This is a genomic window from Pseudomonas sp. PAMC 25886, from assembly GCF_000242655.1.
Classification (GTDB): Bacteria; Pseudomonadota; Gammaproteobacteria; order Pseudomonadales; family Pseudomonadaceae; genus Aquipseudomonas.
Genome location: NZ_AHHC01000014.1, coordinates 83,002 through 97,117, shown reverse-complemented (window position 1 = coordinate 97,117; position 14,116 = coordinate 83,002). Strand labels below are relative to the sequence as shown.

Annotated in this window: 10 protein-coding genes and 1 pseudogene; 6 read left to right on the top strand and 5 right to left on the bottom strand. The window is 61.6% G+C overall.

Annotation, left to right across the window (positions count from 1 at the left end):
* Window positions 1-230: 230 nt before the first annotated feature.
* Window positions 231-1,782 (bottom strand): annotated as a pseudogene (locus MUM_RS1000000132975) (IS3 family transposase).
* Window positions 1,783-2,337: 555 nt separating this feature from the next.
* A complete protein-coding gene (locus MUM_RS0103380) occupies window positions 2,338-3,975 on the bottom strand; it encodes an AMP-binding protein (RefSeq protein ID WP_010166939.1) in 1,638 nt (545 codons plus the stop codon).
* Window positions 3,976-4,120: 145 nt separating this feature from the next.
* On the opposite strand from MUM_RS0103380, the gene MUM_RS0103375 reads away from it, so the two are divergent.
* The 4 genes from MUM_RS0103375 to MUM_RS0103360 are packed head-to-tail and all read left to right on the top strand — an operon-like array spanning window position 4,121 to window position 9,662.
* Window positions 4,121-5,284, top strand: a complete 1,164-nt coding sequence (locus MUM_RS0103375; RefSeq protein ID WP_010166938.1) for an isovaleryl-CoA dehydrogenase — start codon at window positions 4,121-4,123, stop codon at window positions 5,282-5,284.
* Window positions 5,285-5,298: 14 nt separating this feature from the next.
* Window positions 5,299-6,906, top strand: a complete 1,608-nt coding sequence (locus MUM_RS0103370; protein WP_010166936.1) for a carboxyl transferase domain-containing protein — start codon at window positions 5,299-5,301, stop codon at window positions 6,904-6,906.
* A 15-nt stretch (window positions 6,907-6,921) separates the two neighbouring features.
* Window positions 6,922-7,728, top strand: coding sequence for a gamma-carboxygeranoyl-CoA hydratase (locus MUM_RS0103365; protein ID WP_010166934.1), 807 nt, complete (start codon window positions 6,922-6,924; stop codon window positions 7,726-7,728).
* Entirely contained in the window at window positions 7,725-9,662 is a 1,938-nt protein-coding gene (locus MUM_RS0103360; protein WP_010166932.1) for an acetyl/propionyl/methylcrotonyl-CoA carboxylase subunit alpha, read from the top strand. Before MUM_RS0103365 ends, MUM_RS0103360 begins: the two co-directional genes overlap by 4 nt.
* Here the strand turns inward: MUM_RS0103360 and MUM_RS0103355 are convergent.
* Complete coding sequence (locus MUM_RS0103355) at window positions 9,659-10,306, bottom strand: LexA family protein (RefSeq protein WP_010166930.1); 648 nt, start codon at window positions 10,304-10,306, stop codon at window positions 9,659-9,661. The two genes, MUM_RS0103360 and MUM_RS0103355, sit on opposite strands and share 4 nt — an antisense overlap.
* Window positions 10,307-10,435: 129 nt before the next feature.
* Between MUM_RS0103355 and MUM_RS0103350 the strand changes: the two genes are divergently transcribed.
* Both MUM_RS0103350 and MUM_RS0103345 read left to right on the top strand, forming a co-directional pair.
* Complete coding sequence (locus MUM_RS0103350; protein WP_010166928.1) at window positions 10,436-10,798, top strand: DUF6124 family protein; 363 nt, start codon at window positions 10,436-10,438, stop codon at window positions 10,796-10,798.
* A 472-nt stretch (window positions 10,799-11,270) separates the two neighbouring features.
* The gene (locus MUM_RS0103345; protein ID WP_010166926.1) at window positions 11,271-12,422 is read left to right on the top strand and encodes a M14 family metallopeptidase; all 1,152 of its coding nucleotides are present in this window, start codon (window positions 11,271-11,273) and stop codon (window positions 12,420-12,422) included.
* A gap of 51 nt (window positions 12,423-12,473) precedes the next feature.
* Here MUM_RS0103345 and MUM_RS0103340 read toward each other — a convergent pair whose 3' ends face one another.
* On the bottom strand, window positions 12,474-13,013 hold the full coding sequence (locus tag MUM_RS0103340; RefSeq protein ID WP_010166924.1) for a cytochrome b: 540 nt from the start codon (window positions 13,011-13,013) through the stop codon (window positions 12,474-12,476).
* Entirely contained in the window at window positions 13,010-14,092 is a 1,083-nt protein-coding gene (locus MUM_RS0103335) for a catalase family peroxidase (protein WP_010166920.1), read from the bottom strand. Before MUM_RS0103335 ends, MUM_RS0103340 begins: the two co-directional genes overlap by 4 nt.
* Between the last annotated feature and the right edge of the window lie 24 nt (window positions 14,093-14,116).

The following is a 14,116-nucleotide window of genomic DNA, read 5'->3' as shown; positions in this document are numbered from 1 at the left end:
CGCTAAGGCTCGGTGTTCCCTCACTCCGGCGCTGCTCCGCGGGCCGCCGCGATGGGCCATCCTTGGCCCAGCGCGGCTAAACCGGCGTCCTGCCGGTTTACCCGCTCCGCACCACCTGCGTTCGGCCTCGGGCTTATTGGGGCAGTCAGAGCCAGAAAGGCAACATCAAGATCAAAATCTACAGCGGGCACGCGGCGTTTTTCAAGGTAGTTGTCGCGTTCACCGTCGTACTACGCGGCTTTTATTACCACTGTCAGCTCCCTTTCAGGGTTCAGATACACCGTCCCGATAGGGTTCCAGTTGCGTGTCTCACCTGACCATCTTTCCGGTCTTCTCTCTCTGGCTTGCCTGTATACCGCCTCTCGGCGAGCCAAGATTTCCCGGTCTTTCCCTTCGTGACGTTGAGCGGGTGTCACGAAGCGGATCCGACTATGACGGTGCACGGTGTTGTACCAGGTCATAAAATTCCTTACCCAGATACGCGCCTCCTCCAGGCTGGAAAACCCGTCCTGCGGCCACTGCGGGCAGTATTTCAGCGTTCTGAACAAGGATTCCGAGTACGGGTTGTCGTTACTGACCCGTGGTCTACCGCGAGACGGCGTGATGCCCAAGTCGTACATCTTGGTTAGTAGCGTTAACGATTTCATCGGCGCACCGTTGTCCGAGTGAAGCACCAACGGCTGGAGCCAGCACTTTTCCTGAGTCACGCTTCGTTGCAGCAACGCGGCTGCTTTTTCACCGCTTTCTGCTTCGTAAACTTCCCAACCCACCGCCTTCCGGCTGTAGATATCCTCGATCAGATAGAGGTAGTAAAACTTTCCGCGAACCGGTGACGGCAAGTAAGTGATGTCCCATGACCACACTTGATTGGCGGCGGTCGCCGCATAAGTCGTGGGCGCCTCATGACGATGCGGCCGCTTGGCACGCGAGCGATGTTGCTGCTGACCTGCCGCGTGCAGTACGCGATAAAATGTCGCCTCCGAGGCCATGTAACGCCCCTCGTCAGCCAGCTGTGGCACGATTTGGCTCGGCGGCAGATGCGCATAGGTTTTGCTGTTGCACAGCGTCACGATACTTTGCCGTTCAAGCTCACTGAGTGCGTTGTTCGGCATCCGCCTGAGCGTCGTCGTGCGCCCATCCGCCAAGATTTCTTCCGGCAAATTCCAGCGTTGCAGTGTCCTCAGTGAAAGGTCTACCTCATGACAAGCAGGCGCCCTGCGGGCGCCCGCCAGGATGGCTTCATTGAGCCAACCAACGAGTAAATACCGTTCTGGTAACAAGGTCAGTTGTCCTCGTCGTCGCTCCCCCAGTAGGCATTGAGCTTTTTTCTCAGCACCAGTAACGCCGCCGTCTCGGCCAGCGCCGCATCCTTGCGGCGTAGTTCGCGCTCAAGCTCACGGATCCTTTTTTATCATCCCGTGACTGCCCTGAACTCGCCGTTTTCGCAGCTGGTTTTTGGGTGCTACTGGCGATAAACGCATTACGCCAATCGGTAATCTGCTCGGGAAAAATACCTTTCCTTCGGCAATATTCACCGATCTCCAGTTCCGACAGCGAACCTGTCTCTATGATGACCGCCAGTTTGGATTCGGCTGACCAATTTTCGGCGGGTTGTTTAGCGTCGGACAATTGCGTTCCTCTGGCAGCAGCTTGTTTGCGCCAATAATGGAGAGACATATCGCTGCAACCTTCGCGGCGAGCGACCTCCGCTGCTGAAAGGCTCAGGGGCGGAAGCATCATTTTCAGCAGTGCGGCTTTACGTTCATCTGAGTAGAAAGGCATGACCATACTCTTGCCGCCCCCGAAATGTGTTCAAAAAGCGGTGGACGCGACAACTACCCTGACACCGGGGGCACGGTCCAAATGTGGGAGCTGGCTTGCCTGCGATAGCATCGCCTCGGTGTACCTGAAAAACCGAGTTGTCTGCATCGCAGGCAAGCCAGCTCCCACAGAAAAGCAGAGCTGCATCCGTTTCAGATTTGGTTTTCGCTTTGGCTTTGGCTTTGGCTTTTGATCTGGCTTCTACCACTCAAGCCGGCCTGTAGGCCGCTGTGCTTTTGCTTTTGATCTTGATCTGACTGCCCCAATAAGCCCGAGGCCGAACGCAGGGATTGAGGAGCGGGTAAACCGGCAGGACGCCGGTTTAGCCGCGACGGGGCAGGGACGCCCCGTCGCGGCGGCCCGCGGAGCAATGCCGGAGTGAGGGAACACCGAGCCTAGGCGAGGTGCCGACAGGCGGGGCAGAGCGTTTTGGTTACTTTGCCGCTTTTGCAAAGTGACCCGCTGTAAGAGCGGAACCCTAAGTAGCCGTTACCGCAGCAACGGATATGTACACCATCAATCCCCCCCCTCCCCCAACTCCTCAATCATAATTTCCCGCATCCGAAACTTCTGAATCTTCCCCGTCACCGTCATCGGAAACTCATCCACAAATTTGAAATGCTTCGGCATCTTGAAGTGCGCAATCCGCCCCTTGCACCATGTCTGCAGCTCAAGTTCGTTGGCGACATGCCCGGGGTGGAACTTGATCCACGCGACGATCGCTTCGCCGTAGCGCTCATCGGGAATCCCGATCACCTGCACATCCGCCACCGCCGGGTGGGTAAAGAAAAACTCCTCCAGCTCCCGCGGGTACACGTTCTCGCCGCCGCGAATGATCATGTCCTTGTTGCGCCCGGCGATGCACACATAACCGTGCTCATCCATGGTGGCCAGGTCGCCGGTGTGCATCCAGCCCGCCTCATCAATGGCCCCGCGGGTGGCCTCAGGATTGTTCCAGTAACCAAGCATCACGCTGTAGCCACGGGTGCACAGCTCGCCTATCTGGCCCCGGGCCACAGTGTTGCCTGCCTCATCGATAATCTTGCTTTCCAGTTGCGGCTGGGTACGCCCAACGGTGGTCACGCGGCGCTCCAGGTCGTCATCCGGCCCGGTCTGTAATGACACCGGGCTGGTTTCGGTCATGCCGTAGGCAATCTGTACCTCGCTCATGTGCATCTCGCTGATGACCCGGCGCATCACCTCGATAGGGCAGGTGGCGCCCGCCATGATCCCGGTGCGCAGACGCGACAGGTCGAATTCGCCGCGGCGCGGGTGATCGAGCATGGCAATAAACATGGTGGGCACGCCGTAGAGCCCGGTGGCCTGTTCTTCGGCGACGGCGGTCAGGGTCAGCAGCGGGTCGAAGCCGTCATTCGGGTAGATCATGGTCGTGCCGTGGGTGATGCAGCCCAGGTTGCCCATCACCATGCCGAAGCAGTGATACAGCGGCACCGGAATCACCAGGCGGTCTTGCGCCGTCAGGCCCAGGCTTTCGCCGACCATATAGCCGTTATTGAGGATGTTGTGGTGACTGAGGGTGGCCCCCTTGGGGAAGCCGGTGGTGCCGGAGGTGTACTGGATGTTGACGGGTTGATCGAAGTGCAGGCTGGCCTGGCGGGTGTGCAGTTGCTCGGGCGCGACGCCCGCGCCGAGGGCCGCCAATTGTGACCAGGGCGTGAACCCCGGGGGCGGGTTGGCATCGAGGCTGATGATGCCGCGCAGGTCGGGTTTCAGTTCCTGCAACATTCCGTGGTAATCGGAGGTCTTGAATGACCCGGCGCACACCAGCCACTGGCAACCGGATTGCTTGAGGACGTACTCCAGCTCACTGCTGCGATACGCCGGGTTGATATTGACCAGAATCACGCCGAGCTTGGCGCTGGCAATTTGGCTGATGCACCACTCCGCGCAGTTGGGAGCCCAGATGCCCAGGCGGTCGCCGGTTTGCATGCCCATGGCCAGGAACGCACGCGCATGCAAATCAACCGTCTCTGCCAGTTGCCGCCAGGTGTAGCGACGCGGTTGATGGCGTACCACCAGCGCTTCGCCGTCAGGGTACTGCGCAACCGTGTTATCGAAGGCTTGGCCAATGGTCATGGCGAGCAAGGTCTTGTCCTGCCTGCCACGGCTGTAACTCTGATTCGTCTGATCCATAACGACCCCTGTTGTCTTTTTTGTAGGTTGACGTAAACGTAAACTACGATTGACAGTCCTGCAACGCAAGCTTACGTTAACGTAAAGGTGATCGCCCTCCCCGGCGCATCGGCCACACAAAAACAACGTTAAAAGGTGCCCGTCCATGAGTTACCCCTCCCTGAACTTCGCCCTCGGTGAAACCATCGACATGCTGCGTGACCAGGTGCAGTCCTTCGTGGCCAAGGAACTGGCGCCGCGCGCTGCGCAGATCGACATCGACAACCTGTTCCCCGCCGACATGTGGCGCAAGTTCGGCGACATGGGCCTGCTGGGCATCACCGTGCCGGAAGAATACGGCGGCGCCGGCCTGGGCTACCTGGCCCACGTGGTGGCCATGGAAGAGATCAGCAGGGGTTCGGCGTCGGTGGCGTTGTCCTACGGCGCGCACTCCAACCTCTGCGTCAACCAGATCAACCGCAACGGCACCCACGAACAAAAACTCAAGTACCTGCCCAAGTTGATCAGCGGCGAACACATCGGCGCCCTGGCCATGAGCGAGCCGAATGCTGGCTCCGACGTAGTTTCCATGAAGCTGCGCGCCGATAAACGCGGCAGTGTGTACGTGCTCAACGGCAGCAAGACCTGGATCACCAACGGCCCCGACGCCAATACCTACGTGATCTACGCCAAGACCGACCTGGAAAAGGGAGCCCACGGCATCACCGCGTTTATCGTCGAGCGCGATTCGAAGGGCTTCAGCCGCAGCAACAAGTTCGACAAACTCGGCATGCGCGGCTCCAACACCTGCGAGCTGTTCTTCGATGACGTCGAAGTGCCGGAAGAAAACATCCTCGGCGTGCTGAATGGCGGCGTGAAGGTGCTGATGAGCGGCCTCGATTACGAACGCGTGGTGCTGTCCGGCGGCCCCACCGGGATCATGCAGGCCTGCATGGACCTGATCGTGCCCTACATCCACGACCGCAAACAGTTCGGCCAGAGCATCGGCGAGTTCCAGTTGATCCAGGGCAAGGTCGCCGACATGTACACCCAACTCAACGCCAGCCGTGCCTACCTGTATGCGGTGGCCCAGGCCTGCGAGCGCGGCGAAACCACGCGCAAGGACGCCGCCGGGGTGATCCTCTACAGCGCCGAACGCGCCACCCAGATGGCCCTCGACGCGATCCAGATTCTCGGCGGCAATGGCTACATCAATGAATTCCCGGCGGGTCGTCTGCTGCGTGACGCCAAGCTGTATGAAATCGGTGCGGGTACCAGTGAGATCCGGCGCATGTTGATCGGTCGCGAACTGTTTAACGAAACCCGCTGAACGGAGCGCGCCCCATGGCAACCCTGCACACCCAGCTCAACCCGCGCTCGACGGAATTCGCCGCCAACAGTGCGGCGATGCTCCAACAGGTCGACGCTCTGCACAGCCTGCTCGCCCAGGTGCAGCAAGGCGGCGGCGCCAAGGCCCAGGAACGCCATACGTCCCGGGGCAAGCTGTTGCCGCGCGAGCGGATCAATCGTTTGCTCGACCCGGGCTCGCCGTTTCTGGAACTCAGCCAACTGGCGGCGTATCAGGTGTATGGCGAAGACGTGCCCGCGGCCGGCGTGATTGCCGGGATCGGCCGTGTGGAGGGCGTCGAATGCATGATCGTCGCCAACGACGCCACGGTAAAAGGCGGCTCGTACTACCCGCTGACCGTCAAGAAACACCTGCGCGCCCAGACCATCGCCGAGCAGAACCGCCTGCCGTGCATCTACCTGGTGGACTCCGGCGGCGCCAACCTGCCGCGCCAGGATGAAGTGTTCCCGGACCGCGAGCACTTCGGGCGGATCTTCTTCAACCAGGCCAACATGAGTGCCCAGGGCATTCCGCAAATCGCGGTGGTGATGGGTTCCTGCACCGCCGGTGGCGCCTACGTGCCGGCGATGGCGGACGAAGCGATCATGGTCCGCCAGCAAGCCACCATCTTCCTCGCCGGCCCGCCGCTGGTGAAGGCGGCGACCGGCGAAGTGGTGAGTGCCGAAGACCTGGGCGGTGCCGATGTGCACTGCAAGATCTCCGGGGTGGCCGACCACTACGCCGACAGCGACGAGCACGCCCTGGCCCTGGCCCGGCGCAGTGTGGCCAACCTCAATTGGCGCAAACTGGGCCAGTTGCAGCAGCGCACGCCGGTTGCGCCGCTGTATTCCAGTGAAGAGCTGTACGGCGTGATCCCGGCCGACGCCAAGCAACCGTTCGATGTGCGCGAAGTCATCGCGCGGCTGGTGGACGGTTCGGTGTTCGATGAGTTCAAGGCGCTGTTCGGCACTACGCTGGTGTGCGGCTTTGCGCACCTGCACGGCTACCCGATTGCGATCCTGGCCAACAACGGCATCCTCTTCGCCGAAGCCGCGCAGAAAGGCGCGCACTTTATCGAGCTGGCCTGCCAGCGCGGGATTCCGCTGCTGTTCCTGCAAAACATCACCGGCTTTATGGTCGGCCAGAAATACGAAGCCGGCGGTATCGCCAAGCACGGCGCCAAGCTGGTGACGGCCGTGGCCTGTGCCAAGGTGCCGAAATTCACCGTGATCATCGGTGGCAGCTTCGGCGCCGGTAACTACGGCATGTGCGGCCGCGCCTACGACCCGCGCTTCTTGTGGATGTGGCCCAACGCACGCATCGGCGTGATGGGTGCCGAACAGGCGGCCGGCGTGCTGGTGCAGGTCAAGCGCGAACAGGCCGAGCGCGCAGGCCAGGGTTTCAGCAGCGAAGAGGAAGCCGCGATCAAGCAGCCGATCCTCGACCAGTACGAAACCCAGGGCCACCCCTACTACTCCAGCGCACGGTTGTGGGACGACGGCGTCATCGACCCGTTGCAGACCCGCGACGTGCTGGCCCTGGCCTTGTCCGCCGCACTGAACGCCCCCATCGAGCCGAGCCGCTTCGGCGTGTTCCGCATGTAAATGGAGCTGCACCCCATGAGCGATTTCAACACCCTCGAACTGGTCACCGACCCGCGTGGCTTTGCCACCCTGTGGCTCAGCCGTGAAGCCAAGAACAACGCGTTCAACGCCGAAATGATCCGCGAACTGATCATCGCCCTCGACCAGGTCCAGGGCGATCCGGCCCTGCGCTTCTTGGTACTGCGCGGGCGCGGCAAACACTTCAGCGCCGGCGCCGACCTGGCCTGGATGCAGCAGTCGGCCGAGCTGGATTACCACACCAACCTGGACGACGCCCGGGAACTGGCGGAGTTGATGTACAACCTGGCCAAGCTGAAGATCCCGACGCTGGCCGTGGTTCAGGGCGCGGCCTATGGCGGTGCCCTGGGGTTGATCAGTTGCTGCGACATGGCCATCGGCACTGATGAGGCGCAGTTCTGCCTGTCGGAAGTGCGTATTGGCCTGGCGCCTGCAGTGATCAGCCCGTTCGTGGTGCAGGCGATCGGCGAGCGCGCAGCCCGTCGATATGCCCTCACGGCTGATCGTTTTGGGGGCCAGCGCGCACGGGAAATCGGGCTGCTGGCGGAGAGTTATCCGACGGCCGATCTGGATGTGCAGGTTGAACGGTGGGTCACCAATCTGCTGCTCAACAGCCCGGCGGCCATGCGCGCCAGCAAGGATTTGCTGCGTGAGGTCGGCCATGGGGCGCTCACCCCGGCACTGCGTCGCTACTGCGAAAACTCCATCGCGCGGATCCGCGTCAGCGCCGAAGGCCAGGAAGGCTTGCGCGCCTTTTTGCAAAAACGCTCGCCCAACTGGCAGTCCCAGGAGCCGCGTTCATGAAGACGCTTACCACTGTATTGGTGGCCAACCGCGGCGAAATCGCCTGCCGGGTGATGCGCACCGCCAAGGCCATGGGCCTGACCACCGTGGCCGTGCACAGCGCCACGGACCGTGACGCACGGCATGCCCGCGAGGCGGATATTCGTGTGGACCTGGGCGGCAGCAAGGCCGCCGACAGTTACCTGCAAATCGACAAGCTGATCGCCGCGGCCCAGGCCAGCGGCGCCCAGGCCATTCACCCGGGTTACGGGTTTCTGTCAGAGAACGCCGGGTTCGCCCGCGCCATTGAAGCCGCCGGGTTGATCTTCCTCGGCCCGCCCGCCTCGGCCATTGATGCCATGGGCAGCAAGTCGGCGGCCAAGGCATTGATGGAGACTGCCGGCGTGCCGCTGGTGCCGGGTTACCACGGCGACGCCCAGGACCTGGAGACCTTTCGCCAGGCGGCCGAGCGCATAGGTTACCCGGTGCTGCTCAAGGCCACGGCAGGCGGTGGCGGCAAGGGCATGAAAGTGGTCGAGGACGTCAGCCAGCTGGCCGAAGCCCTGGCCTCGGCCCAGCGTGAAGCGCTGTCCTCGTTTGGCAATGCGCAGATGCTGGTGGAGAAGTATTTGCTCAAGCCGCGTCACGTGGAAATCCAGGTGTTCGCCGACCAGCATGGGCATTGCCTGTACCTCAACGAGCGCGATTGCTCGATCCAGCGGCGCCACCAGAAAGTCGTCGAGGAAGCACCGGCACCGGGCCTGAGTGCCGAGCAACGCAAGGCCATGGGCGAGGCGGCAGTTCGTGCGGCCCAGGCCATCGGTTATGTGGGTGCGGGCACGGTGGAGTTTCTGCTGGACGCACGGGGCGAGTTTTTCTTCATGGAGATGAACACCCGGCTGCAGGTGGAACACCCGGTGACCGAAGCCATCACCGGCCTGGACCTGGTGGCCTGGCAGATTCGTGTGGCCCAGGGCGAGCCACTGCCTATGACTCAGGAGCAGGTGCCACTGCGGGGGCATGCGATTGAAGTGCGGTTGTACGCCGAGGACCCGGCCAATGATTTCCTGCCGGCCACCGGGCACCTGGCGCTGTACCGCGAATCCACGCCCGGGCCGGGGCGTCGGGTGGACAGCGGCGTCGAACAAGGCGACAACGTGTCACCGTTCTACGACCCGATGCTGGGCAAGCTGATTGCCTGGGGCGAAGACCGCGAGCAGGCGCGTCTGCGGCTGCTGGGTATGCTGGATGAATTTGCCGTGGGTGGCTTGAAGACCAACCTGGGCTTTTTGCGGCGCATCATCGGCCATCCGGCGTTTGCGGCTGCCGAGCTGGATACCGGGTTTATCCCGCGTTATCAGGATGAGCTGCTACCGGCCCCCGGCGAGTTGAGTGATGCGTTCTGGCAGGCCGCGGGCCAGGCGTTCATGCAAACCCGGCCGAGCGCTGATTCCAGTTCACCCTGGGCCGACACCCATGGCTTTCGCGCCGGGTTGCCCGCCGAGGTTTCCCTGCATTTGAGCTGCAACGGCCAGGATCGCCTGGTCACCCTGCAAGCCGGCGTCAACCCGCCCCGGTTGCACGGCGAGCAGTTGCTGATCGACCGGCAAGGTGTGCGCCGCTCTCATCTGGCGGTGCGCGAGGGCGGCAGCCTGTTTCTGCGTTGGGACGGCGAAGTGCACAGCGTCAGCCTGTTCGACCCGATCGCCGCCGTCGACGCCAGCCAGTCCTATCAGGGAGGCCTGACCGCACCGATGAACGGCAGCATCGTGCGGGTGTTGGTGGACGTCGGCCAAACGGTGGAAGCCGGTACGCAACTGGTGGTGCTGGAAGCCATGAAGATGGAACACAGCATTCGCGCGCCCCATGCCGGGGTGGTCAAGGCGCTGTATTGCCAGGAAGGTGAAATGGTCAGTGAAGGCAGCGCACTGGTGGAACTGGAAGCCACGAGCTAAAACCTTGTGACCGCCTGCACCACCACACCGATGATGCGGCACTCCTCGCTGAACAGCATTTTCGGGTAAGTCGGGTTGAGCGGTACCAGGTAAAGCTGACCGCTGTCCTTCACCAGTTTGCGCAAGGTGGCCTGGGGATTAAATGCCCATTGGGCCACCACCAGTTTGCCCGGCTCAGGCCGGATGGCCGGGTCCACCAGCACCATCATGCCCTCGGTGATACACAAGCCGGCGGGGGCGGTCATGGCATCGCCGATCACCCGCAGCCAGAACGCCTTGCCACGGGCCTGATAGTCACTCATCCGGAAACGTGCAGCACCGTAAGGCCGGGATTCTTCCTGCAATGGATACCCTCCTTTCCCTTCGCTCACCGGGTAACGGTAATGGGGGTTGTAGTGCGGCGTTGGCTCCAACTCTTCTTCCACCGGTGCGACCGCTTTTTCGCGAACCACCAGCGCGACCTCAAGGTCGCCAAGACCCAGTTCGTCCATCACCCGATTCATGTCGGCAAGGCTCGGCACCCGGCGCTTGTTCAGCCAATGGCCGACTCCGCCCTGGGACATGCCCAGGCGTGAGGCCAACTGATCCTGCGTGACCTTGCGGTCTTTCATGCTGGCCTTGACCAGTGCAATCCATTTATCCATGGGGCCCGACAATACGTTGTGTACTCGCAGCGACAATAAACAGTTTGTAGTAATCAATAAAACGCCATAAATACGATTAGTACTAATATCGGTTGCAGGCTTTCGACATCCACCCAGAGCACCGACTTCATGACGACAACCCCGTATCCCCTGCCCGAAACCTGCGACGAAGACGAGCTGCTGTTCATGCGCAGCAGCGGCGCTGCCCAACGCGCGCTGGACTATTACTTGAAAGAGGATCTCGCCACGCCGTCCGCTGACGACGCCTTGTTTACAGTCAAACCGAGCATCAGTGATGAGGAAGCGCTGGTGCACGCCTCCGACCTGCTGCGCAGTGCCGCAGCCACTGCCTACGAATCGGCAAACAGCAGCCACGGCAACAGCCGGGACCTGGCGTTTTCAGTGGTCTATTTGATTGATATGGCGAAGGTGATGGTGGAGCGGTCGCTACGGCTTTCGACCCGGGAGGCCGAACACTCGGCGAGGATGTAACAGACGCGAAGGAAAAATATTTCTATCTGGCGGATAAAAACATTTGACTTGCAAATGATAATGATTATTATTATTATTGGACCTAGCTGATCGCGAGATCAGTCGATAGACCAAGAGACCTTAGGTCGGACTCTTGGAATATCTCCTCATCAGGCTAATCACGGTTTTTGACCCGGCTCTTTGGCCGGGTCTTTTTTTTGCCAGTTTTTCCTGGCGTGGCTTCAGGCTAATGAAGACTGTGTGTTGCTTGATGGCGCGCATGGTAGCAAAAGACTATCGCCAAAAGAAAGTCGATCCGGCGCTCTGGCCCGGTTCTTTCAAAAATAGCACTTGAGAATCAATCTCATAGATTCTAAGCTGCTGCGGCGTCATGGACGACGCCCCCTCTTCCCCCGCAAAAAATTGCATCCAGGCTTTACCCCGCTCCGGTGTAAAATGCCCGCCACAACACTCATATTCAGGCAACCAGACTATGACCGTGGCCTTGACCTCCATCAAGATCAGCACCGACTTCGACAGCGGCAATATCCAGGTGCTCGACGCCAGTGATGCCCACCAGTTGCTGCTGGCCATCAAGCCCGATACACGCAGCCAACACTTCCAGTGGTTCCACTTCAAGGCCGAAGGCATGCACGTGGGCCACAGCCACACCTTTCGCCTGAGCAACGCCGGCCACTCTTCCTACAAGCACGCCTGGAGTGGTTACAACGCCGTGGCGTCCTACGACCATATCAACTGGTTTCGGGTACCCACCCGCTTTGATGGCGAGACGCTGCACATCACCCTCGAAACCCGGGAAAAACAGGCCTGGTTCGCCTACTTCGAACCCTACAGCCGCGAACGCCATGCCTGGCTGATCGACCAGGCGCTGAACCGCGCCGGCACGCAATTGCTGGCCACCGGCAAGAGTGTCGAAGGGCGTGATATCCCGCTGCTGCGCCGGGGCAAAGGCGAGGCCAACAAGCGCAAGGTCTGGATCATCGCCCAGCAGCATCCCGGCGAGCACATGGCCGAATGGTTTATGGAAGGCATCATCGAACGCCTGCAACAGGACGGTGACGCCGAGCTGAAAAAACTGCTGGCCGCCGCCGACCTGTACCTGGTGCCCAACATGAACCCCGATGGCGCGTTCCATGGCCATCTGCGCACCAACGCCATGGGCCAGGACCTTAACCGGGCCTGGCAAAGCGCGAGCCAGGAGATCAGCCCGGAAGTGCTGTTCGTCCAGCAGCAAATGGAAAAGTATGGCGTTGACCTGTTCCTGGATATCCACGGCGACGAAGAAATCCCCTACGTGTTCACCGCCGGCTGCGAAGGCAACCCCGGCTACACGCCGCGCATCGAGCAATTGGAAAAACACTTCCGCAGCCACCTGAGCGGCCTCACCCGCGACTTCCAGACCGTGCACGGCTACACCCGCGACCTGCCGGGGGAAGCCAACATGACGCTGGCGTGCAACAGCGTCGGCGAGAAGTTCGACTGCCTGTCCCTGACCCTGGAAATGCCCTTCAAGGACAACGACGACGCGCCCAACCCGCACACCGGCTGGTCGGGCAAACGCTCGATGCAGTTGGGCAAGGATGTGCTGAGCACCGTGGCGGACATCGTCGGCGTACTGCGCTGATCCCTGCACCCGGCGACCGCTGCGCAATCGCAGCGGTCGCCGGGCAAGGTGTCAGTCCTTGGTTCCAGTCATGCTTTGCAGCACGCCGTCACGCCGGATCAAACCGTGGAACAGCGCCGCCGCCAGGTGCAACAGCACGGTCAGAAACAGCAAATACGCCAGATACCCGTGAGCCTTGCGCAACACCGCAAACAACGGCGCATTCGCGCCGACCAGCGCCGGCAGTTGCACCGAACTGCTGAGCATCACCGGATCGCCGGCCGCCGAAATCATCGCCCAACCCAGCAGCGGCAACACCAGCATCAGGGCATACAGCACCACATGGGACGCCTTGGCCGCCAGCGCTTGCCACAGCGGCAAGTCCGCGGGAAGCGGCGGCTGACGCGTGGAAAAACGCACGACCAAGCGCACGATCACCAGCGCCAGGATCGCAATACCCAACGGCTTGTGCAGATGGATCAGCCACTCATGGCGCTCCGACACCGACGCCACCATGCCCGCGCCAATAAACAGCATGGCGATGATCATCAACGCCATGAGCCAATGCAGCAGCCGCGCCAGCGGGGCGAAAAACCGGGGTTGAGCATTCATGGCTTCGACTCCTGTGGGGCGCTGTGCAACTGGCTGACTTCGCTGGTGCGACGCAGGTAAGAACTGGCGTACGCCGCCGAACGGGCGGCCAGCAGTGGGTCATTCGAGGCTTCGATACCGCTCGGCAGAATCAGTGGATCAAAGTTGATGTCGCGGCAGTCGCCGTCCATTTGCGGCTGGCTGCTTTCCAGCACCAGCGTGCCCGCGTTCAGCACTTTGTGCTCGCCGCTCCAGGTCTTGCTGGCGTCGTCCACCGGGTCGCCCGGGTTGGCCAGTGTGACGTTCAACTGCCAGCGCAACGGGCCGGCTCCCAGGCGCTGCGCCAGGTCTTTTTCAAGGAAATCGCCGCCGGCTGGCGCCGTGGCACCCGGTGCATCCTGGCTTTGTGGCACGACGCCCCAACGCACGGCCTGGCGCTGGCCGCTGGCGTTCACCAGGTAAAACGCGTTGATACCGTTATAGGTTTCAGTGGCATAGCTGGCGGACGGCTTGGCGGTCTTGACCCAGGCCAGGAACGGCGCGGTCTCGGGATGCGCCGCGAAAAACGCCGGCATGGCAGTCGGGTTCGGCTTGCCGGTGGCCGGGTCTGGTGCACCGGCCTTGAGCATCGCAAAGAAGGCCTCGGGCGTGCCCACCGGGAACACCGGCATGCTGTTCATCCCGGTGCGCCATTGCTGGCCGTTAGCCAAGCTGAATTGCAGGGCAAAACTGCGGATCGGTACGCTGCTGTCCGGCGCATAAGGGTTGCCGCTGGGCAGCGCAAAACGCCCGATAACCGGCGTGCGCGCTTCACTGAAGACCTGGGCACTGGAGTACTGGCGCGCCTCGGGGCTGCTCTCGAAATAACCGGCCACGCACACGCCCTTGGCATGGTTGCGACGGTAACCAGGGTGCAAACCGTTGTTGGTTTCCAGGGCATTGACCAGGGTTTTGGGACGCAACCGTTGTGGGTCGAGGCTGCCATTGACGTAGGCGAACGCCCCGGCCACGACGGCAACCACCACGCCGATGCTGGCCAACCGAATTATCAGGCTTGCGGTGCTCAGCGGCGGACGGGGCGGTGATGAGTGATCTACCATGAAATAACTCCAGGGCCCAAGGCC